This is a genomic window from Dactylosporangium aurantiacum, assembly GCF_000716715.1.
Taxonomy (GTDB): Bacteria; Actinomycetota; Actinomycetes; order Mycobacteriales; family Micromonosporaceae; genus Dactylosporangium; species Dactylosporangium aurantiacum.
Genome location: NZ_JNYJ01000004.1, coordinates 70,508 through 92,939, shown reverse-complemented (window position 1 = coordinate 92,939; position 22,432 = coordinate 70,508). Strand labels below are relative to the sequence as shown.

The 22,432-nt window shown below is 71.0% G+C and carries 17 protein-coding genes, 1 tRNA gene and 1 pseudogene; 11 read left to right on the top strand and 8 right to left on the bottom strand.

All coding sequences use genetic code 11. From position 1 onward, the window contains the following. Positions 1 to 63: 63 nt before the first annotated feature. The 4 genes from OP18_RS05135 to OP18_RS05120 all read left to right on the top strand — a co-directional run bounded on the left by OP18_RS05135 (position 64) and on the right by OP18_RS05120 (position 3,748). Positions 64 to 144 (top strand) — tRNA-Leu (locus tag OP18_RS05135). Positions 145 to 249: 105 nt separating this feature from the next. After that, positions 250 to 2,484 (top strand): lamin tail domain-containing protein, encoded by a 2,235-nt coding sequence (locus OP18_RS54390; RefSeq protein WP_211273445.1) that lies wholly within the window; start codon positions 250 to 252, stop codon positions 2,482 to 2,484. 119 nt (positions 2,485 to 2,603) lie between these two features. Continuing rightward, positions 2,604 to 3,431: a Bax inhibitor-1/YccA family protein gene (locus tag OP18_RS05125; protein ID WP_033357567.1), complete on the top strand. Its 828-nt coding sequence runs from the start codon at positions 2,604 to 2,606 to the stop codon at positions 3,429 to 3,431. Further along, the gene (locus tag OP18_RS05120) at positions 3,431 to 3,748 is read left to right on the top strand and encodes a hypothetical protein (protein ID WP_033357566.1); all 318 of its coding nucleotides are present in this window, start codon (positions 3,431 to 3,433) and stop codon (positions 3,746 to 3,748) included. Before OP18_RS05125 ends, OP18_RS05120 begins: the two co-directional genes overlap by 1 nt. Positions 3,749 to 3,829: 81 nt before the next feature. On the opposite strand, the gene OP18_RS05115 is transcribed toward OP18_RS05120, so the two are convergent. Genes OP18_RS05115 through OP18_RS05105 form a run of 3 tightly spaced genes read right to left on the bottom strand, consistent with a single transcriptional unit; the run spans position 3,830 to position 6,977 of the window. Next, on the bottom strand, positions 3,830 to 5,077 hold the full coding sequence (locus OP18_RS05115) for an acetyl-CoA C-acetyltransferase (RefSeq protein ID WP_033357565.1): 1,248 nt from the start codon (positions 5,075 to 5,077) through the stop codon (positions 3,830 to 3,832). A gap of 60 nt (positions 5,078 to 5,137) precedes the next feature. Next, complete coding sequence (locus OP18_RS05110; protein WP_033357564.1) at positions 5,138 to 5,923, bottom strand: SGNH/GDSL hydrolase family protein; 786 nt, start codon at positions 5,921 to 5,923, stop codon at positions 5,138 to 5,140. Positions 5,924 to 5,939: 16 nt separating this feature from the next. After that, positions 5,940 to 6,977, bottom strand: coding sequence for an SGNH/GDSL hydrolase family protein (locus OP18_RS05105; RefSeq protein WP_052386247.1), 1,038 nt, complete (start codon positions 6,975 to 6,977; stop codon positions 5,940 to 5,942). Positions 6,978 to 7,348: 371 nt separating this feature from the next. Between OP18_RS05105 and OP18_RS05095 the strand changes: the two genes are divergently transcribed. Further along, the gene (locus OP18_RS05095; RefSeq protein ID WP_033357562.1) at positions 7,349 to 7,699 is read left to right on the top strand and encodes a YkvA family protein; all 351 of its coding nucleotides are present in this window, start codon (positions 7,349 to 7,351) and stop codon (positions 7,697 to 7,699) included. Between the two features lie 27 nt (positions 7,700 to 7,726). Next, a complete protein-coding gene (locus OP18_RS05090; protein ID WP_033357561.1) occupies positions 7,727 to 9,091 on the top strand; it encodes a cystathionine beta-synthase in 1,365 nt (454 codons plus the stop codon). Between the two features lie 95 nt (positions 9,092 to 9,186). On the opposite strand, the gene OP18_RS05085 is transcribed toward OP18_RS05090, so the two are convergent. Continuing rightward, positions 9,187 to 10,116, bottom strand: a complete 930-nt coding sequence (locus OP18_RS05085) for a S1C family serine protease (RefSeq protein ID WP_033357560.1) — start codon at positions 10,114 to 10,116, stop codon at positions 9,187 to 9,189. Positions 10,117 to 10,154: 38 nt separating this feature from the next. Beyond that, a complete protein-coding gene (locus tag OP18_RS05080) occupies positions 10,155 to 11,828 on the bottom strand; it encodes an aminotransferase class V-fold PLP-dependent enzyme (RefSeq protein ID WP_033357559.1) in 1,674 nt (557 codons plus the stop codon). 139 nt (positions 11,829 to 11,967) lie between these two features. Here OP18_RS05080 and OP18_RS05075 point away from each other — a divergent pair, with 139 nt between their 5' ends. Further along, positions 11,968 to 12,291, top strand: coding sequence for a hypothetical protein (locus OP18_RS05075; RefSeq protein ID WP_052386246.1), 324 nt, complete (start codon positions 11,968 to 11,970; stop codon positions 12,289 to 12,291). A gap of 237 nt (positions 12,292 to 12,528) precedes the next feature. On the opposite strand, the gene OP18_RS05070 is transcribed toward OP18_RS05075, so the two are convergent. Continuing rightward, positions 12,529 to 13,656 (bottom strand): hypothetical protein, encoded by a 1,128-nt coding sequence (locus OP18_RS05070; RefSeq protein WP_033357558.1) that lies wholly within the window; start codon positions 13,654 to 13,656, stop codon positions 12,529 to 12,531. A gap of 282 nt (positions 13,657 to 13,938) precedes the next feature. Here OP18_RS05070 and OP18_RS05065 point away from each other — a divergent pair, with 282 nt between their 5' ends. After that, positions 13,939 to 15,588, top strand: coding sequence for an IPT/TIG domain-containing protein (locus OP18_RS05065; RefSeq protein ID WP_033357557.1), 1,650 nt, complete (start codon positions 13,939 to 13,941; stop codon positions 15,586 to 15,588). Between the two features lie 72 nt (positions 15,589 to 15,660). On the opposite strand, the gene OP18_RS52050 is transcribed toward OP18_RS05065, so the two are convergent. Beyond that, positions 15,661 to 18,105 carry a caspase family protein gene (locus tag OP18_RS52050; RefSeq protein WP_081970384.1) on the bottom strand — a complete coding sequence of 815 codons (2,445 nt, stop codon included), beginning with the start codon at positions 18,103 to 18,105 and terminating at the stop codon, positions 15,661 to 15,663. Between the two features lie 240 nt (positions 18,106 to 18,345). Here OP18_RS52050 and OP18_RS05055 point away from each other — a divergent pair, with 240 nt between their 5' ends. After that, positions 18,346 to 18,726: a hypothetical protein gene (locus OP18_RS05055; protein ID WP_156089308.1), complete on the top strand. Its 381-nt coding sequence runs from the start codon at positions 18,346 to 18,348 to the stop codon at positions 18,724 to 18,726. Between the two features lie 46 nt (positions 18,727 to 18,772). On the opposite strand, the pseudogene OP18_RS62450 reads toward OP18_RS05055, so the two are convergent. Next, a pseudogene (locus tag OP18_RS62450) lies at positions 18,773 to 18,868 on the bottom strand (peptide-methionine (S)-S-oxide reductase MsrA); the annotation flags it as partial. A 67-nt stretch (positions 18,869 to 18,935) separates the two neighbouring features. Between OP18_RS62450 and OP18_RS05050 the strand changes: the two are divergent. Both OP18_RS05050 and OP18_RS05045 read left to right on the top strand, forming a co-directional pair. Then, positions 18,936 to 20,417, top strand: coding sequence for a recombinase family protein (locus OP18_RS05050; protein WP_052386244.1), 1,482 nt, complete (start codon positions 18,936 to 18,938; stop codon positions 20,415 to 20,417). Between the two features lie 613 nt (positions 20,418 to 21,030). Further along, positions 21,031 to 22,416, top strand: a complete 1,386-nt coding sequence (locus tag OP18_RS05045; RefSeq protein ID WP_156089307.1) for a replication initiator — start codon at positions 21,031 to 21,033, stop codon at positions 22,414 to 22,416. Positions 22,417 to 22,432 lie beyond the last annotated feature (16 nt).

The window sequence follows — 22,432 nt, the reverse complement described above, 5'->3', positions numbered from 1 at the left end:
ACGGCGGTCCCCTTGTCGGTGTTGAGGGTTCGTCGGACGGGCTACCGTGAGACGCGTTTCCACGCCCGGGTGGTGGAACGGCAGACACGGCCGCCTTAAAAGCGGCTGCCGCGAGGCGTGCGGGTTCGAACCCCGCCCCGGGCACCCATGCTTTCGCCGTGCGTTCATGTTCCCTTCGTGGTCATCGTGCGGCTCGATGCTCGAGGCTCGCGGGAAAACCTCCTGTCCTCCCGCGAAGGGCCTGCCACGTTGCGCACCCAGTTCCGAGCGCTCGTCGCGGTGGCGACCGCGCTCGCCGCCACCGCCGCCGGATCCGCACCCGCGGTGGCGGCGGACGCCGCCACCATCCGTATCAACGAGGTCGAGTCCAGCGGCGGCACGCCCGGCGACTGGATCGAGCTGGTCAACACCGGCGCCGCCGCCGTGGACGTGTCCGGCTGGGTGGTCAAGGACAACGACGACACCCACGTCCTCACGATCGCGGCCGGCACGACCGTCGCGCCCGGCGGCTTCCTCGCCCTCGACGTCGATCCCGTGTTCGGCCTGGGCGGCGCCGACTCCGCCCGCCTCTTCGCCGCCGACGGGGTGACGCTGCTGGACTCGTACACCTGGACCGCCCACGCGAGCGTGACGTACGGCCGCTGCCCGGACGGCACCGGGCAGTTCGCCACCACGACCGTGGCCACGAAGGGCGCGGCCAACACCTGCGCGCCGGGTCAGCCGCCGGCCACGCCCTGGCCGGGCGGCACCGCCGTCACCGTCGCCGACCGCCCCGGCGAGCTGGGCGGCAACCTGAGCGGCCTGGCCTACCAGGGCGACTCCGTGCTGTGGGCGGTGAAGAACGGCCCCGGCACCCTGTACCGGCTGACCTGGGACGGCACGGTGTGGACGCCGGCGTCCGCGACGGCGCTGCACTACGCGGACGGCACCGGCGACGTGGACGCCGAAGGGGTCGTGTGGCGGCCCGACGGCATCTACGTGTCGACCGAGCGGGACAACGCCGCGAGCGGCGTCAGCCGGCTCACGATCGAGCGGTACGACGGCGTCAGCGGCACCGCGACCGCCGAGTGGAACCTCACCGCGGACCTGCCGCCGGTCGGCGCGAACAGCGGCCTGGAAGCGATCACCTGGGTGCCGGACGCGTTCCTGACCGGGCGGGGCTTCACCGACCAGCGCACCGGCGCCGCCTACGACCCCGCCGCCTACCCCGGGCACGGCGACGGGCTCTTCCTCGTCGGGCTGGAGGCCGGCGGCACCGTCCACGCCTACGCGCTGGCGGCCGGCGGCGCCACCCGGGTCGCGTCGTTCGGCAGCGGGTTCAGCTCGGTGATGGACCTGGAGTTCGAGCCGGAGACCGGGCACCTGTGGGCGGTCTGCGACGACGGCTGCGCCGGGCGGGTCGCCACCCTCGACGTGACCGGCGGCGCGTTCGCCGTCAGCGACGTGTACGAACGCCCCGCCGGCATGCCGAACCTCAACAACGAGGGCTTCGCGATCGCGCCGCAGTCCGCGTGCGTCGCCGGCCGCAAGCCGGTCTTCTGGTCCGACGACAGCGACACCGACGGGCACGCCCTGCGCGGCGGCACGATCACCTGCACGGACCTGGACGCCGACGCCGACGGCATCGCCGACGACGTCGACCCGCGGCCGGGCGACCCGGGCAACGACACGTTCGCCGCCGGTGCCGTCGCCGGGCGGATCACCGGTCGCGGCGACCGGAGCGTGGCGGTGTCGGCAGGGCCCGGCGGTGCCGTCCGGTTCGACGTCGGCGCCGGTACGACGCCCGCCCAGCTCCAGCTCGCCGGCAGCACCGCGACGATCACGCTGGGTCAGGGCGCGTACCTGGTCAGCGGCGCGGTGGCGCTGTCGACCCTCACGGGCGAGCCGGCCGTCGTCACGGTGGCGCCGCGCTCGGTGCCGGTCACGTTCGGCGTCCCGGCCGGCGGCTCGCTGGCGTTCACCGCGGCGCTGACCGGCATCCGGCACACCGGCGCGGTCACGGTCGAGGCGGCCGGACTGCTGTGCGCCGCCGTGGACACCGTCGTGGTCGGCACCACCGGCAACGACCGCCTCACCGGCACCGCCGGCAGCGACCTCGTCGTCGGCCGGGGCGGCAACGACGTCGTCACCGGCGGCGGCGGCGCCGACTGCGTCGTGACCGGCCCCGGCAACGACGTGATCACCACCGCGGGCGGCGACGACCGGATCGACGCCGGCGGCGGCAACAACGTCGTCGACGCGGGCGCCGGCGCCGACACGGTGACGGCCGCCTCCGGCAACGACGTGATCACCACCGGGGCGGGCGACGACCGCGTCGAGGCCGGCAACGGCAACAACACCGTCACCGCAGGCGACGGCGCCGACGTCATCGGCACCGGCGGCGGCAACGACACCATCGACTGCGGTGCCGGCGCCGACTCCGCCTCGCCGGGCCGCGGCAACGACACGAACACCGGCGGGCGCTGCGAGTCGTTCGGCCGGTAGACCCCTCGTGACGGGGCCGGGCGGGCGCGTCCGGCCCCGGCAAGACTGAGATCCAGTTGACCGGGGTATGGGGGGTACGCTGGTCGTACACATGAATGCGACGCCCTTGGAGGCTGATCGTGCAGAGTTCGAACCCGGTGCTCAACCGCCTTGGCCAGGCGGCGCGACAGGAGCGGTCGCAGGTGCAGCCGCCGAGTTTCGGCGCGCCGGCCGGTTACGGGTATCCGCAGTCGGGCTACGGGGTTCCCCAGCCCCCGGCCGCCACCCGCGCGATGACGATCGACGACGTCGTCGTGCGCACCGTCGCCCTGCTCGCGGTCACCGGCATCTTCGGTGCCGGGGCCTGGATCCTGCTGCCGGACGTCGGCGGCATCACCGCGATCGCGGCCATCGGCTCGATCATCGCGGGCCTGGTCCTCGGCCTGGTCATCTCCTTCGGGCAGATCACCAACCCGGCCCTCATCGTCCCCTACGCGGCCCTGCAGGGCGTCGCGCTCGGCCTGGTCAGCCGGTGGTATGAGCACGCCTTCAGCGGCATCGTCATCCAGGCGGTCATCGGCACGTTCGGCATCTTCGCGATCATGGCCGTGCTCTACAAGCTGCAGATCCTGCGGGCCACGCCCCGGTTCACGAAGATGGTCATCGGCGCGCTCATCGGCGTCGTCGTGCTGAGCCTGGCCAACTACCTGTTCTACCTGTTCGGCGTGAACCTCGGCCTGCGCGACTACGGCACCGACGGCAAGGTCGGCTGGGTGCCGATCGTCTTCAGCCTGGTGATCATCGTCGTGGCGGCCCTGACGTTCGTCCTCGACTTCGACGCGGTCGAGCAGGGCGTGCGGTTCGGCCTGCCGGAGAAGTACTCGTGGTACTGCTCGTTCGGCATCCTGGTCGGGCTGATCTTCCTGTACTACGAGATCCTGCGCATGCTCAGCTACCTGCGCCGCTGATGGCGCCCGGCGACCCGCTCACCGAGACGGTGGGCAGGCTGGCCGGGCAGGTCGGACACTGGACGCCGTCCCGATGGGCGGCGTCCGGTGCGTCCGGGGTCCCGCGCGGCGATGTGGTGCACGACCTGGTGCAGTGGCTCGCGGACCGCTGCGCCGACGCGGAGGGCCGCCCGCGCCGGCCGGTGCCCCGGCTGGACAACGACCTGGTGCTGCCGGACCAGCTGCGGGTGGTGGCGGCGGACCTGGCACGGTTCGGCGGCCCCGCCGTGATCGACGAGGCCGCCGCGAAGGTGCGGGCCGTGCGCGGGCAGCTCTGACGCCTGCGCTCACCGTGAGGCCGCAGTGCGCCGCGCCCGGCCGGTGTGACGGTAACCCGGACGGCCGCCCGCCGGCTACGGCTACGACAGCCGCTCGATGACCATGGCCATGCCCTGGCCGCCGCCGACGCACATGGTCTCCAGGCCGATCGACTTGTCGTGCCAGCTCAGCGAGTTGATCAGGGTGCCGGTGATGCGGGCGCCGGTCATGCCGAACGGGTGCCCGACGGCGATCGCCCCGCCGTTGACGTTGAGCTTCTCGATCGGGATGCCCAGCTGCCGGTACGACGGGATGACCTGCGCGGCGAACGCCTCGTTGATCTCGACCAGGTCGACGTCGTCGATGCTCATCCCGGCCCGCTTGAGCGCGCTGCGGGAGGCCTCGACCGGGCCGATGCCCATGATCTCCGGCGACATGGCGGTGACGCCCGTCGACACGATCCGGGCCAGGGGCGTGATGCCCAGCTCGCGGGCCTTGACGTCGCTCATGATCACGACCGCGGCGGCGCCGTCGTTGAGCGGGCAGCAGTTGCCGGCGGTGATGCGGCCGTCGGGGCGGAACACCGGCTTGAGCCCGGCCACGCCCTCCAGGGTCACGCCGGGGCGGGGGCCGTCGTCGGTGGTGACGACCGTGCCGTCGGGCGTGGTCACCGGCGTGATCTCGCGCGCCCAGAAGCCGTTCTTGATCGCTTCCTCGGCGAGGTTCTGCGACCGCACGCCGAACTCGTCCATGTCGGCGCGGGTGACGCCCTCGATCTCGGCGAGGTTCTCGGCGGTCTGGCCCATGGCGATGTAGATGTCGGGCAGGGCGCCGTCCTCGCGCGGGTCGTGCCACGGGTCGGCGCCGCCCTCGGCGCGCTTGGTGGTGCGCGCGTAGGCGTCGGCGAAGGCCGGATTCTGCCACGGGCCACCGACGGCCGCCTGGGCCTCGGCCGGCAGGGCGTCGGAGTTGCCGCGGGCGTAGCGGGACACGCACTCGACGCCGGCGGAGATGAACACGTCACCCTCGCCGGCCTTGATCGCGTGGAACGCCATCCGGGTGGTCTGCAGCGACGAGGCGCAGTAGCGGGTGGTGGTGGCGCCCGGCAGGTGGTCGAAGCCGAGCAGGGTGCTGACCACGCGGGCCATGTTGAAGCCCTGCTCACCGCCCGGCAGGCCGCATCCGAGGTAGAGGTCTTCGATGTCGCGCGGGTCGAGCTCGGGCACCTTGGCCAGCGCGGCGCGCACGATGGTCGCGGCGAGGTCGTCGGGGCGGAGGTCGCGCAGCGATCCCTTGGCGGCACGGCCGATCGGGGACCGGGCGGTGGCGACGATGACAGCTTCCGGCATACGACCCACGTTACTGCACGGTAATCTGGCCGGGCGAGCAGCTGTGATAAATCTGCAGTCTTAGTGCAGGAACCCTCGGACGGCGGCCGCCTCCTCGACGGCGGGCAGCAGCGCGTGCGCCCACACCCGGTACCCGTCGGCGGAGGGGTGGAAGCCGTCGTGGCACAGCGTGCCCGCGTCGGCCCGGAACACCGCGCCGGTGCGCGCGGCCAGGTCGACGACGACCGCGCCGGCCGCACCCGCCGCCGCGGCCTGCCGGCGGGCCATGCCCCGGCTGCGCCAGCCGAGCAGTTGCCGCAGCGGCGGCGCGAACGCCCGCAGCGCCCCGAAGTCGGGGCAGGTGCCGACGACGACCGGGATGCCGGCGCCGTGCAGCCGGCGGCAGGCGTCGCCGAGGTGCTCCGCGGCGTCGGCGCCCCGGCCGACGTGCGTCACGTCGTTGGTGCCGACCAGGACGACCGCCACGTCCGGCACCGGGCCGACGAGGGCCCGGGCCACCTGGGTGGCGAGGTCGGCGGAGCGGGACCCGGCCACCGCCACGCTGGACAGCTCGACCCGCCGGCCCGTGGCACCCTCGGCCAGCAGCGCCGCCAGCTGCCCGCCGACCGTGTCGGCGACCCGGTCGACGCCGACCCCGAGCGCGGTCGCGTCGCCGAGCAGCACCAGCCGCATCGGCGGCTTGCCGGCCGCGCCGACCGACGAGCGCATGGCCAGCCGCATGTCGGGCTTCGCGTAGGACCTGGACCGCGCCGCCACCGCCTGCGCCGCGAGAACCGCCGCGCCGCCGACCGTGCCGGCGATCACGGTGACCGTAGCCATCCGCGCCAGCCGCTTGATCGTGATCATGCCGACTCCATCGTGATCATGTGGACTCCCGTGCCACGGGCTGGGAGGGCTCGCGGGCCGCCTGCTGCGGCAGCCGGTGCCAGACCCGGTGGCGCAGCTGCGCCCAGCGACCCGCCGGACCGCGCTCCCGGCCGGCGACCTGCGCCGCGCTGACCTCGGTGCCCGGGCGCTGCGCCGCCTCGGCGGCGGCCCGTGGCAGCGACCGCACGCCCTCGCCGGCCCCGAGGTCCGTGGCCAGCGGGGTGGCCACCTCGGGCTCGGTCAGGGCCGCGACCACCGTCGGCAGCACGGCCTGCGCGGCGGCAAGATACCCGGCGCCGGACGGGTGGAACCGGTCGAAGCTGAACATCCGGTCGGGCTCGGCGTAGAACAGCTCGCCGAGCAGGTCGCCCAGCGACACCGTGCGGCCGCCGGCCTCGACCACCGCGATCGTCTGCGCCATGGCCAGCTGCCGGCTCCAGTGCCGGGCCAGCCAGCGCAACGGCGGCTGGATCGGGCGGATCGTGCCCAGGTCGGGGCAGGTGCCGACGACGACCTGGATGCCCGCGGCGCGCAGCCGGCGCACCGCCTCGACCAGGTGCCGCACCGCGAGCGGCACGCTGACGCGGTGCGTGACGTCGTTGCCGCCGATGCAGATCACCGCGACGTCGGGCCGGTGCCGGAGCGCCACGTCGACCTGTGGCGACAGGCCCCGCGACTCGCAGCCGACGACGGCGAGGCACCGCATCCACACCGGGCGCCGCCGCTGCTCGGCGAGGCCGGCGGCGACCGCCGCGGCGAAGGTCTCACTGGGCAGCTCGGCGCCGTAGCCGGCGGCGGAGGAGTCGCCGAGCACCACCAGGCGGATGGGCTCACCGTCGAAGTGCGCGCCGTAGGTGCCGTCGGCGCGTGGGGGAGGGCTCACGACCTGGGGAATGACCCTGCGGGCCAGCAGCGCCTGCCCGATGACCACCCCGTAGAACAGTGCGCTCGCCCCCGCGATGCCACCGCCGCCGACCGCGGCCGCCGTGGCGATCCGCCGCACCTGTGCCGACCGAAGCTTCAACGCCCCCATTGCCCTTCCCCGCCTCCCGCCCTCGCAGCGAACTCCGAGGCTAACCTCCACGCTGCAAGTATCCGCCCCTCTCGGTAAAGATCCCGATCGTCCTCATCCCGACCGATCCGCCGGGCCGGATCGCCGCCGGGCGGTGGCCGGCGCGGACGGGGTGGTCCTCTCCCGTTGCCCGGCGGTGCCGGGCGGCCAAACCTGCGGCCGTCGTCAGTCCCGCCACCTGCGCCCGGACGGCGTCCGGCACCGCGGACGGACCGCCGGCCCGGTCCGCCGGCACGGCCCGGCCCCCGTCGAGATCCATGCGTCATTCTTACCGCGCGCTGTTCGTGACAGACACCGTTACATTCATAGCCAGACGAGAGAGGGCGGCGATCATGGCGGACAGCGCGCTGCGACGGCGGATGGCATGGACGGCCCTGCTGCGGGTGTTCAAGCCGGGCACCCCGGGGCTCGGCCAGCGGCTGGGCGCCATCCCGCGGATGATCAAGGCGACCCTCAAGGGCGAGTACGACGGCGGCACCCGCCTGGCGCTGCTCGCCGCCGCGGGGGTCTACATCGTGTCCCCGATCGACGCGGTGCCGGAGCTGTTCCTGCTGGTCCTCGGCGTGGTGGACGACCTCGCCATGGCCACCTACTTCGCCGGCGCGCTGCTGGACGAGCTGGAGCGCTTCCTGGAGTGGGAGAAGCAGCGCGACAACGTGATTCCCGGGCACGTCGTCAAGTAGCCGATTCCCGCGCTATAGGCTGGCCCTGTGCGCTACTACGACAACGTCGTCGAACTGGTGGGCAACACGCCCCTCGTCCGCCTCCGCAACGTGACGGACGGGATCTCCGCCACCGTCCTGGCCAAGGTCGAGTACCTCAACCCCGGTGGCAGCGTGAAGGACCGCATCGCGCTGCGCATGGTCGAGGAGGCCGAGAAGGCCGGCCTGCTCAAGCCCGGCGGCACGATCGTCGAGCCGACCAGCGGCAACACCGGGGTCGGTCTCGCGCTCGTCGCCCAGCTGCGCGGGTACAAGTGCGTCTTCGTCTGCCCCGACAAGGTCAGCGAGGACAAGCAGAACGTGCTGCGGGCCTACGGCGCCGAGGTCGTCGTGTGCCCGACCGCGGTCGCGCCGGAGGACCCCCGCTCCTACTACAACGTCTCCGACCGGCTGGCCCGGGAGATCCCCGGCGCCTGGAAGCCGGACCAGTACGCCAACCCGGCCAACCCGCGCTCCCACTACGAGACCACCGGCCCCGAGGTCTGGGAGCAGACCGACGGCCGGGTCACGCACTTCGTGGCGGGCGTCGGCACCGGCGGCACGATCTCCGGCGTCGGCCGCTACCTCAAGGAGGTCTCCGGCGGAGCGGTCCGCATCGTCGGCGCCGACCCGGAGGGCTCCGTCTACTCCGGCGGCACCGGCCGGCCGTACCTGGTCGAGGGCGTGGGCGAGGACTTCTGGCCCACCACGTACGACCGCGACATCTGCGACGAGATCGTCGAGGTCTCCGACAAGGAGTCCTTCGAGCTGACCCGCCGGCTCGCGCGCGAGGAGGGCCTGCTCGTCGGCGGCTCCTGCGGCATGGCCGTCGCCGCCGCGTTGAAGGTGGCCCGCCAGGCCGGCCCCGACGACGTCGTGGTGGTCCTGCTGCCCGACGGCGGCCGCGGCTACCTGAGCAAGATCTTCAACGACGGCTGGATGGCCCGGTACGGGTTCCTGCGCACCGCCGCCGAGCTGCCCACCGTCGCCGACGTCCTGGTCGGCAAGGACGGCCGGATGCCGCAGATGGTGCACGTCCACCCCAACGAGACGGTCCGCGACGCCATCGACTACATGCGCGAGTACGGCGTCTCCCAGCTGCCCGTGCTCAAGGCCGAGCCGCCGGTCGTGACCGGCGAGGTCGCCGGCTCGATCTACGAGCGCGACCTGCTCGACGCGCTGTTCACCGGCCAGGCCCACCTGCACGACATCGTGGAGCGGCACATGGGCGACCCGCTGCCGATGATCGGCGGCGGTCAGCCGGTGAGCGAGGCCGTGGCCCTGCTGGAGAAGGCCGACGCCGCGGTCGTGCTCATCGACGGCAAGCCGGCCGGCGTCATCACCAGGCAGGACCTGCTGGCCCACCTCAGCTGAGGCGACCGCCCGCGGGCAGGAGGCCTCCTGCCCGCGGGCGGCGCTCTTCGCCCGGTCTCTTCGCCCCGCGGACGGCTCTTGCCGCCCGCGGGCGGCTACTGCAGCGGCTCGGGGACGGCCACGACGTCGACCAGAGCCGCCTTGCGCAGCACGGTGATCTGCAGGCGCCGGCCGATGGCCGGGCCGAGCATGAGGCGCTGGACGTCCTGGACGCCGAGGATCGGGCGGCCGCCGGCGGTGAGCATGACGTCGCCGACGTAGAGGCCGGCCTGCCCGGCGGGGCTGCCCGGGACCACCTCGACCAGCCGCAGGCCCTTGCGCTGCCCGGTGCGCTCCGCGACGGGCTGGGCGAGCGTGACGGGGGTGCCCGCGACGCCGAGCCAGGCCCGGCGGACCTTCCCGGTCGACATGAGCTCCGACATGATCAGGCGGGTGGTGCCGTTCACCGGCACGGCCAGGCCCAGCCCGATCCCGGCGACGGCGGTGTTGATGCCGACCACCTTGCCGGTCGAGTCGGCCAGCGCGCCGCCGGAGTTGCCGGGGTTGAGCGCGGCGTCGGTCTGCACCACGTCGTCGATGAGCCGCACGTGCCGGCCGTCGCGGACCGGCAGCGACCGGCCCAGCGCGCTGACGACGCCGGCGGTGACCGAGCCGGCCAGACCGAGCGGGCTGCCGACGGCCACCACCAGCTGGCCGATGCGCAGCTCGTCGGCGTTGCCGAGGGTCGCCGGCGGCACCCCCGCCTCGTGGATGCGCAGCACCGCCAGGTCGGCCAGAGGGTCGGCGCCGACGACGTCGAAGCGGCCGGCGGTGCCGTTGGTGAACTCGGCGGTCCCGCCGTCGGCGCCGGCGACGACGTGGGCGCTGGTCAGCACGAAGCCGTCGGCGGTGTAGACGACGCCCGAGCCGGCGCCCTCACCGCGGCTGCTGCGCACCGTCAGGCTGGCCACGCTCGGCAGGACGGTCGCCGCCACCCCCGAGACGACCCGGCTGTACGCGTCGAGCGCGTCCGTTTCTGGGTCCATGCAGCGGCCAACGCCGCGCCCGCGGCATCCATGCCCGATTATGCCGACAGCGATACCGCGGGCAGCTCGAACCAGCGCAGGGCCTCGAAGTTGGCGGAGACGACACCGTCGGGCTGCTCCTGCTGCTCGACCGCGGCGACGATGCGGGCCGCCTCGGCCAGGTAGCCGGCCAGGGCCGACTCCGGGGCCCGCTCGTGCCGCGACGGCCAGCGCAGCTCGCCGTCGGCGTCGTAGCGCAGCTCCGACAGGCGCAGCGGCGGCTCGACCAGCCCGTCGCGGTGCTTCCAGAGTCCGGTGTACGGGTCGAAGCGGTACTGCGGCAGCAACGCCCAGCCGTGGGTGGCCACGAAGTGCACCGCGTCGACGATGTAGCGCAGCACCGCGTCGGAGATGAAGTAGTTGAAGCTGACCCGCACCCAGCCCGGCTTGATGCCCTCGCAGCCGGCGATGATCTCCTGCTCGAAGCGCTGGGAGCGCTCGATGTCGATGCCGAGGAGGCGGTGGCCGTACGGCCCGGCGCACGAGCAGCCGCCGCGCGCCTGGATCCCGAACAGGTCGTTGAGCAGCGACACGACGAAGTTGTGGTGCAGGTACCGGCCGCGCGGACGCTTCACCACGAAGGACACGATGGACAGCCGGGACGCGTCGAGGTTGCCGAGGATCTCGATGTTGGGGTTGGTCTTCCACGAGGTGATCGCCTCGCGCAGGAAGCCCTCCTCGAGCTCGCGGATGGTGTCGGTGCCGACCGCCTGCTTGAGCTGGAACACCAGGCCGGCCCGGATCGACTCGACGATCGCCGGCGTGCCGCCCTCCTCGCGGTGCGCGGCGTCGCTGATGTAGTGGTGGTCGGTCGGGTTGACGTAGTCGACCGTGCCGCCGCCGGGGACCGTGGGCACCCGGTTGCGCAGCACCTCGCGCCGCACGACGAGGACCCCGGGCGTGCCGGGCCCGCCGACGAACTTGTGCGGCGAGATGAAGACCGCGTCCTTGTACTGGCCGGGCCCCGGGCCGTACATGGCCACGTCGACGTACGGCGCGGCGGCGGCGAAGTCCCAGAAGGACAGCGCGCCGTGCTCGTGCAGCAGCGCCGAGATCGCGTGCGTGTCGCTCACGATCCCGGTGACGTTGGAGGCCGCGGAGAACGACCCGATCTTCAGCGGCCGGTCGGCGTACCGTGCCAGCTCCGCCCGCAGGTGCGCCAGGTCGATGTGACCGTTGTGATCCTCCGGGATGACGACGACGTCCGCGATGGACTCCCGCCACGGCAGCTCGTTGGAGTGGTGCTCGAACGGCCCGATGAACACGACCGGGCGGTCGGCGGGCGGGATGTGGGCCGACAGGTCGTACCGGTCGTCGAGCCCGGCCGGCACCCGCAGGCCCAGGATGTGCACCATCTTGTCGATCGCGGCGGTCGAGCCGGACCCGGTGAAGATGACCACGGTCCCGTCGTCGCCGCCGACGGCGTCGTTGACGATCTGCCGGGCGTCCTCCCGCAGCCGGGTCGTCTGCAGCCCGGTGCCGGAGGACTCGGTGTGGGTGTTCGCGTACCGCGGCAGGACCTCGTCACGGATGAACCGCTCGATGAAGTCCAGGGCCCGCCCTGACGCCGTGTAGTCGGCGTACGTGACGCGGCGCGCGCCGTAGGGCCCCCACATCACCTGGTCGTCACCGATGACGGCATCGCGGATCCGCTGCAGCAGAGGGCTCTCCATGGGCGCCATTATCCGCGCCGCCACTTTCGGGTGGTCACACCGGAATCGCACATGCTGTCCGCTCCGGCGCACGCCCCGATTGTTTAACGTTTCGTCCGGAGGTTCTCAGGGGGCCTCGAAGAGTTTGGGGGTAGGGAAGTTGGTCAGTGTCGACCAGTCCGAGCCAACAGACGTCGTCGATCGTCTGCTGTGGCGGGACGCCACGCAGATCCTGAGCCGGCACAGTGCGTCGGACGGTGACGGTCAGTGCATCTGGTGCGGGCGGGAGTGGCCGTGCGCGCCGCGCCGGCTCGCCGAGAACGCGGAGGCCGCCTCGCGGCGCCCGTGGAACGAGGCATGGACCGCCCGGCACGACCTGTACAGCCTGCGGACGATGCCCGACTGGCGGATCGACCTCGGCGCCCCGCAGCGGTCCCGGGGCGGCTGGCACCGCGCCGGCGGCAACCGGGGAACCTTTCTCTGACACGATCGTTGATCTCAGCGGTGACCTCGGTGCGCCCGCCAGGCCCCATGGTCACCGCGACACAAAGACCCGCCCGGACACGGTTGTCGGCATGCCTCCGCCGACTCCGAACGCCTCCGGCCAGGCGTCCTCCCCAGGGATCGGGCGGGTCTACCCGGCAGGCGAGGGCACACGTTTCGTGGTTCCCCCGCATATATCGCGATGGTGTGCCCTCGCCTGCCAAAACCCCTGGCGCGGTTACTCGGCCAGGAACGAGAACGCGGTCAGCGGTGTGTGGACGTTCACGGTGCCGTTGGGGCCCTGGACCTTGACCGGGCACACGCCGGAGAAGACGCCGGTGCCGAGGCCGGCCGCGTCGTCGGCGAGGCCGGTGGTCGGCGTCTTGACCGTGATCGAGGTGGCGGCGGCGTTGAGCACGAAGTTGGTGCCCGCCACGCCGCAGAAGGTCACGCCCGTGGCGCCGGTGAACGTGCCGGTGAGGGTGACCGTGGTGGCAGCGTTGATCTTGCCCGAGGTCGGATTCATGGTGGTTACCGCCGGGACCGCGACCACGCTGGTGCCGATGTCCGCCGCGGCGAAGGTCTTGGTGACGCCGTTGTGCGTAATGGCGAGGTTGGCACCGGACATGCCGGCGGCGGTTTTGCCGGTGAACCAGTTGCCGTTCTCGGTGTTCGACGGCGCTGTGGTGAGCAGGGTGCCGTCGGTCTTCTTGTACACCTTGATCTCGGTGAGCGGCTTGCCGCCCAGGGTCGCGGTGAGCTGGCCGGCCTGCCCGGTGAAGGCGAAGCCGCTGTCGGCCTTGACCCTGATGACCTGGCCGCCGGACGCCGCGAACTGCTGGATCTGGTCGACGGACGGCAGCTCGCTGCTCAGGTCGGTGATCACCGGCGTGGTGCTGTCGAGCGCCGGCGGGGTGACGAAGATCAGGCCCGACAGGGTCTTGGTGAGCGTGCCGACGCCGTTGGTGAAGTTGATCGCGATGGTCTCCGACGCCACGCCGGAGGTCGGCGCGCAGCCACCGGGATCGGGCGTCTTGACCGCGATGCTGGTGGTGCCGGTCACGATGTAGAAGTCGAGGCCCTGGCAGTCCGCGTCGGCGCCGAGGTCGACGCTGGCCACGGAGGCCTCGTCGAGCGTCGCGCCGGTCAGGCCGACGACGTTGATGATGACGACCTGCTTCGCCGTGTCCGCGGCGACCTTGCCGCCCACCGGGGACGCGATGGTGATCGACGTGGCGGCCGGCGCGGCGTGGGCCGCCATCGGCATACCGACCAGGGTTGCCGCGCTGAGCAGCGCGGCCGCGGCGGTGCCCGTGCCCGCGAAGGTGGCCAGGCGGGAGCCTCGCCAGGAATGGACGAGCGACATCAGGTGGATCCTTTCGGAGCTGTACGGCGAACCCTTCCCCGGCCGGCCGCACGATCTCGGGTTTGACGACGCCACGCTACCGGAAAGTTACATGGAGTCACCGAAATACATTCACATCGGGTCGCGACCCGTGCCGGCGCCGCCGGCGGCCCGAGAATGCCGAAAGTGAGTCACGCTCAGCATCCGTGCTGCTACGTTGCGTGAGATTGGGCGTACGAACGGTCCGTTGGTGATCGCGCGCCCTCATTCGCACATGCCGTGGTGACCACCGGAGGAGACCACATGCATTTCAGATCCCTGACCCGCTCCAACCTCGTCCGCGCGGGGGCGGTGCTGGGCGTCGCGGCCGCCGCGGTGCTGACGACCGCGACCTCGGCCTCCGCCGCCGTCGCGCTGACCATCAGCCCGGCCACCGGCCCGGCGAACTCGGCCAACGGTCCGACCGTCACGATCAACACGACGACCGCCGTGTTCAGCGGGACGCCGGCGGTCAGCTTCCAGCTCGCCGGCACGGCCGCTCCGGCGTCGCCGCAGACGGTGGCCCAGCCGCCGTCCGCGTTGAACGCGTGCTGGCCCACCTACCCCAGCGCCGTCACGCCGACCACCGCCACCGCCGCCGGCGTCGTGAACTCGACGAACGTGCAGGTCTTCTCGCCGACGAAGCTGTACGTGAAGGTGCCGAGCCTGCCGACCATCGGCACGCCGCCCACCAAGTACAACGTCTGCGTGTACTCCGGCACCGACCCGTGGGTGTCGAACGCGAACCCCGGCAGTGTGCTGCTCGCCAACCTCAACAGCGGTTACTCGGTCTCGGTGGCGGCCACGATCACCTCCGTCACCCCGGTGAGCGGCCCGGCCAGGGGTGGAACGCCGATTGTCGTCACCGGCACCGGCCTCACCGGCGCCACGGTCATGCTCGGCGGCGTCGCGATGACCCCGACGATCGCCTCCGACGGCCTCAGCTTCACCGCGGTCACCCCGCCCCACGCGGCCGACGGCCAGCCGGTGGCCCTGTCGGTCACCACCGCCGGCGGCACGGTCACCAGGCAGAACGCCTTCACGTACTCCAACGGCATCACGGTCTCGCCGAACACCATGCCCAAGTCGCAGGCGGGCACCGGGCGGACCATCGAGGTCACGGGCGTCGGGTTCTCCTCGCTCAACCCGCAGAACACCGCCGGCGGCACCACGCCGGACACGCTCGGTGCGCACGTGTTCCTCAGCCGCGGCCCGTACGACAGCACCACCGTCGCCGGCCACAAGGCCAACCCGCAGGTGTCGGAGTGCGCCGACGTGATGGTCCTCAACGACGGCCTGCTCATCTGCAAAATCGGCATGGTGCCCTACACCCGCACCACGAGTGACGCCACGGTCACCGGCACCACGCTCGTGTCGCCCACCGCGAACTTCACCTCGGCCGATGTCGGCCTGGCCGTCACGGCCGGCACCGCGACCGTCCCGGCGCCCGGCGTCCTGGCCGCGAACACCGTCATCGCGAGCGTCACCAGCCCGACGACCGCCGTGCTGAACAACGCGGCAACCACCGACGGCCTGCTGGTGGGCGCGACCCTGGCCGGCTCGCGGACCATCGCGTCGGCGACCACCTCGACCAGCGGCGGCGTCACCACGCTCACCGCGAACACCGGCACCGGCCTGTTCACCAGCGCCGACATCGGCCGCATGGTGAACAACACCGGCGTCTACATCACGTCGATCACCGACACCGACACCGCGATCCTGTCCGGCCCGCTCGCCACCGACCTCAGCGCGGCGAACGCGGTCCTCAAGAACGTCCTTCCGGACGGCGCGTACACGGTCACCGTCGTCAACGACGGCCGCCTCAACGCCGTCGTCAACAACCCCAGCTACAACCAGTCCGTCATCTCCAGTGGCTCGACGTTCACCGTCGGCGACTACGTGACGACCAGCTGACCCTTCCGGCAGCGCCGCGGCCCGGGAACCAGCCAGGTTCCCGGGCCGCGCCGCGCGGACCGGCGGTTGCTGTCAGGAGCGGGCCTTTCGCAGCGCGGCGAGCAGCAGCTGGGTCAGCGCCGCGGACCGGTCCGCGGCCTCCGGGAACCGGGCTCCCGGCTCCAGCGGGAACAGGTGCGCCGGGCCATCGCCCGCTGACCGCGCGGCCGGGACCGTTGCGAGTGCGGAGCACGGGAACAGGCGCACGAGCTGCCTGTCCCGCAGCAGCGACATGATCGTGGTCTCGTGGCCGAGCCCGAACGCGATGCCGCACCCGATGGCCGACAGGACGAGGTCGCGGATCAGCAGCGCGTCCGGCTCGTCCTCGGATCGGTCCAGGTGTTCACCGATCGAGTCGACGGCAATCCGGAGGCCGGGCACGTCGACGACGTCGTGGACGCCTTCCTCGATCAGACCCCAGAACGCGTCGTCGCGGGAGTAGTGGGCGAGCAGGCCGTCGGTGACCTGGTAGACCCGTTGCTCGTGGCCGGGACGCCCGGCGAGCAGGTGGTCCGACAGCTCCGCACTCCGGCTGCCGGTCGTCGCCAGGTACGCGGCGACGCCGCGGCGGACGCTGCCCCGCCGGCCCAGGTCCTCGAGGGTGCTGTTCCTGCGCAGCGCCGCGTGGACCAGGTCGCACTTGGTGATCGCGACCAGGACGTCCGTGCCGTCGACCGTGTGTGTGAGGCGGCTGCCGAGGTCGTGTTCGGCGCGTCTGCGCTCGGACCGGACAATGGTCGAGTCGACGACGGCGGTGGTGCCGGGGCGAAGACTTCCGTCGAGGGTGTCGCTGGTCCCGTCCTTCAGCACCGGGTCCAGCGCATCGAGGGCGAGCGCCGGGTCGATCGCCCAGATCAGCGTGTTGTACCCACGAAACACCTTGGATTCGTGTCGGCCCGCCGCGAACAGCTCCCCCGGCAGATCGTCGAATCCGTTCCAGGTCTGCACGCCTCGGCTGCCGGTGCGGATCACATAGGGCTGGCGACGGTCCAGCCCCCAGTGTTCGGCACGTCGAGCACCGTCGACGACCATCCTGCGGATGCATTCGCGGATCGCGTCGAGCGCGTCCGGTAGAAGCTCATGCAGTATCCGTACGGGCCAGTTGTCCTCGGTACTGGTCGGTGGGATGGGTCGGCCTTCGCGGAGGGTCCCGTTGTACTCCTCATAGCGGCGGGTCAACGAGTGGCGCTCGATCGGGCTCGGCTGGAACCGCTGCAGCGACCGCGCGTCGGTGCGGGGAAAGATGTTCTCGGTGTTGGCCAGGTGCTGGCTCAGCATCCGGACGAGCAGGTAGGTCTTGCCGCTGGCCGGTGCGCCCACGACCGCGGTCATGTTCCAGCGGTCGATCCGGTGCCGGCCGGACAGCGGCGTGTGCGGGAAGATGTGACCGTTGCCGCAGAGCCGGTAGGTGTCCTCGACCTCGGACTCCACGAACGCCGGCAGTCTCGAGACCGCCGACGGAAAGCCTGTGCCTGGTGCGGTGACCCGCCACGCGAACTGTCCGGAGCGGTCCTGCGGTCCGACCTCCAGCAGGAAGCACGGCGGTGCGTCGAATCGCCTGGTCTGAGGATCCCGGCGGCCCGGAGCGTCCAGTGTGGCCTGGCAGATCGGGCAGGTGTCGCCCAACGGTGCCTGGGTCTGCGGGGCGGCCGGCTGGCTCTGCGGCTGGCTCTGCGGCTGGCTTTGCGGCTGGCTTTGCGGCTGGCTTTGCGGCTGGCCGGCGGCGGGCTGAGCGTGCGCCACGTTGCGGCCGAGGGCGACCATGCCACCGTTGTCCAGCGCGCCGCGTTGGGGGCGCGGCCAGCCGCGGGCGTGCAGCCGCCGGTCCACATGGCGAAACAGCGTGTCGAGGTCCAGCAGCTCCGGTCCCTGGGGAACGCCCTCCTGCAGTGCCGCGATCAGTTCGCCGGTGAAGGCCGTGTACCGCTGATCCGGCGGGGCGAGTGCCTTCCTGGTTCGCGCGGTCGCGGTCAGCGTGCAGGTCCCGAAGATGTCCAGGCCGTCGGGCGTCGCCCCCTCGGCGCCCATCCACTGGCCGAGCGCGCGGCCGCTGTAGCAGCAGTCGAGGATGACGACCTTCCGCCGGGCGCTCGTCGCGTCGAGGAACTCGTCGCGGACCCATTTGTAGGGGATCGAGTCGCGCTTGGGGCGCTCCTGGTCCGCGGAGCCGAGGGCCAGGTACAGCTCCTGCTCGTCGCGTGCGTCGATCAGGCCGTGGCCGGCGAAGTAGAACAGCAGCGTGTCGGTCGCCTTCGCGGCCTGCTCATGCAGCACGTCCAGCACCTCGCGGGTGCTCTCCGGCTCGGGCAGCACCACGCAATTGCCGTCCGGCAGGCCCCAGCGGCCGGCGTCGACGAGCAAGTCGCGCAGCGCCTCGAGGTTGTGCCGAACGGGGCCGAGGTTACCCAGCCGCGGGTATCGCGAGACCCCGACGAGCACCGCACGGGAACCGGCAGGGTCCGGCAGCACTGCTGTCATGCCCGATGTAGCCTCCAGCCGGTGGCAGTCGCCAACCGCAACCAGCCGATCACCCACCGATGATCACCGGAATCCATCGACCAGGCAATCCATCACCTCTGATCGGGCGACACATCGTCGTTCTCTGCACCACCCCTGGTGCCCGTCGTCACGGTTCGAGCGCGGTGAGTCAGCTCTGCCTCAGCTTGGCCTGCCAGGCGGCGAAACGGTCTCATCGTCAGGGCATTACGGTCGGACGTGATGTATGGGATCGTCTGGCGCGTACACGTTCTTGCAAAGCATGAGGCCGGTGCGCGACGTGTATTTGGGCGTGTGGTCGCTGCCCTCGGCCTGCCCGCCAAGGAACGATCCGTCGAGCGTTCCTGGAAGATTCCCGAACAGTACGTCATCGAGTTCGCGACACCACTCAACGTCGCGACGCCCCCCGAGGCTGTATTCCAGGTGATGCTCTGCGTTCAGCAAGTCGGATCAGGCTGGAGCGTGCTGGGTCCCCACGGCTATGACGACGGCAGTTGGGAGTTCGAAATGGTCTGCGCCGTGAACGCCAGTGGCAGGTTCCGTGTGCCGGGCGTTGCGTGGGCCCACGTGAGCCTTGAAATTCGGCGCGAGGCCGAAGCCTGAGCGGTGCCCGCCGCGTGCCCGATACGGCAGATCGCCGAAGCGTGGGTCAGGCGGGCAGCGAGCCGACGCCGATCGGGCAGGTCATGCCGTTGGGGCCGTGGTTGCAGTAGCCGTACGGGTTCTTCACGTCCGACAGGTACTGCTAGCGCTAATACAATCCCCGGCGTCATATTAGATCCGGGGAGGCAGATGTGACACAGGATGTACCGGTGATCTCGTACGCGCGGATCAGCAGCGACGGTGAGCGCGACGAGCACGGAGTAAGTGACCAGCACCGAGTAAACCGTCGAACGGCTCAGCGATTGGGTCTCAGGGTCGTTGCCGAATTGACCGACAACGACCGGTCCGCCAGCAAGGCTGGCGTGGTCCGCGAGTCGTTCGAGGCGATGCTCAAAGCTCTGGAGAGCGGCCGGCTACCGGATGGTACGGCGGTCTGTGGCGTCGTTGTACTCAATGAGGACCGCCTGGCCCGCCGGGCGGGGGACTACGAACGCTTCGTCGAGTCGCTGACTGCCGAGGACGGACGGGTGTTCGCCGATGAGCGCGGGCGAAAGGACCTCTACGCCGAGGACGTTGAAGGCTTGGGCCTGGTCGGTGTCGCGTTTTCGAGGATCGAAGCACGCAAGGTCCGCAGGCGGATGAAGCGGTTCCACCGCGCACGTGCGGAGGACGGTAAACCGGCGGGCGGCACCAGGCCGTTCGGCTGGGCCGAGGACCGCCTGTCGCTCGATCCGATCGAGGCGCCGCTCCTGGCAAAGGCGGCCAAGGACTTCGCGGCCGGCCGTTCGCTCAACTCGATCATCCGCGAGTGGCAGCGCGACGGTGTACGAACTTCGCTCGGTAACGAGTGGTCCAGCCGTTCGCTCCGGGTCACACTCGCCAACGCGCGCATCTGTGGATGGCGAAGCCTGCACGGCGAGATCGTCACCGACGACGAGGGCCAGCCGATCGTCGGCAAGTGGGAACCAATCGTGGATCCGGCCACCTGGCAGGCGATCGATGCGATTGTGCGTATGCGAAAGGGCCGGAGTGTCGGCCCGGACGGGCAGCCCGGCAACGTGCTTGCCGTCGACTTCAGTGAGCATCGCTACTTGCTGAGCGGCATCGTCCGCTGCGGCAAGGCGAAGGCCGACGGCTCGCCGTGCAACGGACCCCTGCGCGCACGGCGCTTCCGTGGCAACGAGGAGATGTTCCACTACGTCTGTCAGCCCAAGAGCCAGGGCGGGTGCGCCGGCATCTGCCGTCACGGCCCGAAGACCGACGAGTATGTCTCGGAAATGGTGCTGGCGAAGCTTGAGGAGCGCGAAATGCAGGCTCCGCGTACCGAGGCATGGGGTGGCTCGGAAGAGCTGGAAACGGTGCAAGGCCAGCTTGACGACCTCGGCCGCGAATGGCGCTCCGGTGGTATCTCCAATGAGTTCTTCTTCGCCAACGTCCGGCAACTGGAAGGCCGGATGACGCAGCTTCGCGCCGAGCAGGGACGCCACGCGGCTGCGGCGAAGCGGAGGGTGGTCGGCGTCGAGAGCATCCGCCGACGGTGGTACCTCGCCGAGGCGGACGGAGGCCTAGACATCTCGCAGAAGCGGGCGTACATCCGGGAAGCGCTGCACGCTGTCCTGGTGCTTCCCGCTGGTCGCGGTCGCGCAGCCTACGACCCGAACCTTCTCCAGCCCTTTTGGCGCAACGAGTGACGTCGTTACCGTTCGTCACATTTGTGATCCGTGGCACGCCGCCCCGAGATGCCGTCCGACGCTAGCGGTTAGTAGCGGACGCCAACGGACAACGGCAGGCAACGATGCGAGATCACGCTGTGTGAGATCGGCGGTTTAAGGCACTAAGGCACTGAACGGCTGTCGGGTGCGAGCTACCGTCGATTGCGGGAGCGGCGAGACCGCGCCTGGCCCTGTAACTCAAACAATTGCGCAGCGACCTGGTTCACCGGAATCGGCCACCATTTCATGACGACTGCGCCCGAAGAGCGACCGACTTCGGGCAGGAGCAGTAACCAGGCTCGCCTCACTGGCCACACAAGCTTCTTCCTCGCTTGTCTCTTTGAGCGTCCCAGCTTGCGGACGCTGGCCCTGCGCGTCCCCGCTCCCTCCACCACGAGGAGGGAGTCCTTACGTCCGAGCCGATCAGCCCGCGGGAGTGGGGGCGGCAACAAGCCGCCGCCTCACCCAAGTGGTCAGAAGCGAAGTGGCAACGGATCAGCGCCATCCTCGGCGTCGAGCTCGTCGAAGCCGAGGCGCATGAGGACCAGGGCGACCACACGCCGCCCACCGACCCCGGATGGGCGGTGGCCGCGTGACAAACCCGATCGACCTTCCGGACGACCTTCGGGCGGTTGTCATGCGAGCCTCCATGCCGGACTACACCGAGTGGCAGCGCCAGATGCGCGCCATCGGAGGCTGTTCGAACCCGATCCGCCTCATCGGCCGCCGAGTCGTCAGCGACGCGGCAACGGGCAAGGTCATCGACGTTTTCGACACGTCCGCGCTGATGCCCGGCTATCTGTTGAAGGGGTGCGGCAACCGCCGCGCATCACGCTGCCCGGCGTGCTCGAAGGTCTACCAGTCGGACACGTACCAGTTGGTCCGGGCCGGATTGGCGGGCGGCAAAGATGTGCCCGCTTCGGTGAGTGAACATCCGCTGGTGTTCGTCACACTCACGGCCCCGTCGTTCGGCCCCGTACATGCTCGTCATCGGCAGACCGGGCGTGACGGCCTACCTCGCCGCTGTCGAGTGCGCCGCGAGTCCGAGCCGTGTCCGCACGGCCTGTCGACCAGTTGCCTGAGGCGGCATCAGGAGGACGACGAGGCGGTCGGGCAGCCGCTCTGCCCGGAGTGCTACGACTACGTCGGAGCGGTCCTCTGGAATGCGCATGCGGGGCAGCTTTGGCACGCCTTCGCCGTCTACCTGGACCGGCACGTCGCCGCGGCGGTCGGCATCTCCCGCAAGGCTCTACGCCAAGAGGCGAAGCGCTCCTACGTGAAGGTCGCGGAATACCAAGCGCGCGGCCTTGTCCACTTTCACGCCGTCGTGAGGATCGACGGCCCCGACGGACCGACGAGCCCGCCCCCGCTCTGGGCGACCACGGGACTGCTGGAGGACGCCGTGCTCTCGGCCGCCAAAACGGTCTCGGTGACGGCTCCTGGTCCGGATGGTGACCGGACGATGAGGTTCGGCGCACAGATCGATGTGCAGCACATTGTGCTCGATGACGCCGTGCAGTCGCAGGGCCTCAGTCAGCGACACGTGGCCGGCTATGTCGCGAAGTATGCGACCAAGGCCGCCGAAGTGGCGGGTGCTGTCGATCGACGGGTCCGCCGATTGTCCAACTTGGATAATGCCGACGTGACACCGCACGCCCGCAGGATGATCGCGACCTGTCTGGAGTTGGCGGAACTCCCTGAGTACCGCGACACCACGCTGGTCAACTGGGCACACATGCTCGGTTATCGCGGGCACTGCACGACCAAGAGCGCGGCGTATTCCACGACGCTCTCGAAGCTACGCGGCGATCGAGCCGAGCATCAGGCCGCCAAGCACCGAGAAGCACTCGGGTTGCCGGCCATCGACCCCACCAAAGTCGTCATCGACGCCGAATGGCGATTCGTCATGGCCGGCCTACAGCGGGGCGAGGCAGCAATCGTTGCTGCTCTGCGGCCCCGGCAGCATGCAGCTACGTAAACGTCCCGAGTGTTGT

Bases quoted from the DNA above. Each gene is read 5' to 3' on its own strand.
- OP18_RS05120 (WP_033357566.1), top strand. From the start codon at position 3,431: ATGGCGCCCGGCGACCCGCTCACCGAGACGGTGGGCAGGCTGGCCGGG.
- OP18_RS05115 (WP_033357565.1), bottom strand. From the start codon at position 5,077: ATGCCGGAAGCTGTCATCGTCGCCACCGCCCGGTCCCCGATCGGCCGT.
- OP18_RS05110 (WP_033357564.1), bottom strand. From the start codon at position 5,923: ATGATCACGATCAAGCGGCTGGCGCGGATGGCTACGGTCACCGTGATC.
- OP18_RS05105 (WP_052386247.1), bottom strand. From the start codon at position 6,977: ATGGGGGCGTTGAAGCTTCGGTCGGCACAGGTGCGGCGGATCGCCACG.
- OP18_RS05095 (WP_033357562.1), top strand. From the start codon at position 7,349: ATGGCGGACAGCGCGCTGCGACGGCGGATGGCATGGACGGCCCTGCTG.
- OP18_RS05085 (WP_033357560.1), bottom strand. From the start codon at position 10,116: ATGGACCCAGAAACGGACGCGCTCGACGCGTACAGCCGGGTCGTCTCG.
- OP18_RS05080 (WP_033357559.1), bottom strand. From the start codon at position 11,828: ATGGAGAGCCCTCTGCTGCAGCGGATCCGCGATGCCGTCATCGGTGAC.
- OP18_RS05070 (WP_033357558.1), bottom strand. From the start codon at position 13,656: ATGTCGCTCGTCCATTCCTGGCGAGGCTCCCGCCTGGCCACCTTCGCG.
- OP18_RS05065 (WP_033357557.1), top strand. From the start codon at position 13,939: ATGCATTTCAGATCCCTGACCCGCTCCAACCTCGTCCGCGCGGGGGCG.
- OP18_RS52050 (WP_081970384.1), bottom strand. From the start codon at position 18,105: ATGACAGCAGTGCTGCCGGACCCTGCCGGTTCCCGTGCGGTGCTCGTC.
- OP18_RS05055 (WP_156089308.1), top strand. From the start codon at position 18,346: ATGTATGGGATCGTCTGGCGCGTACACGTTCTTGCAAAGCATGAGGCC.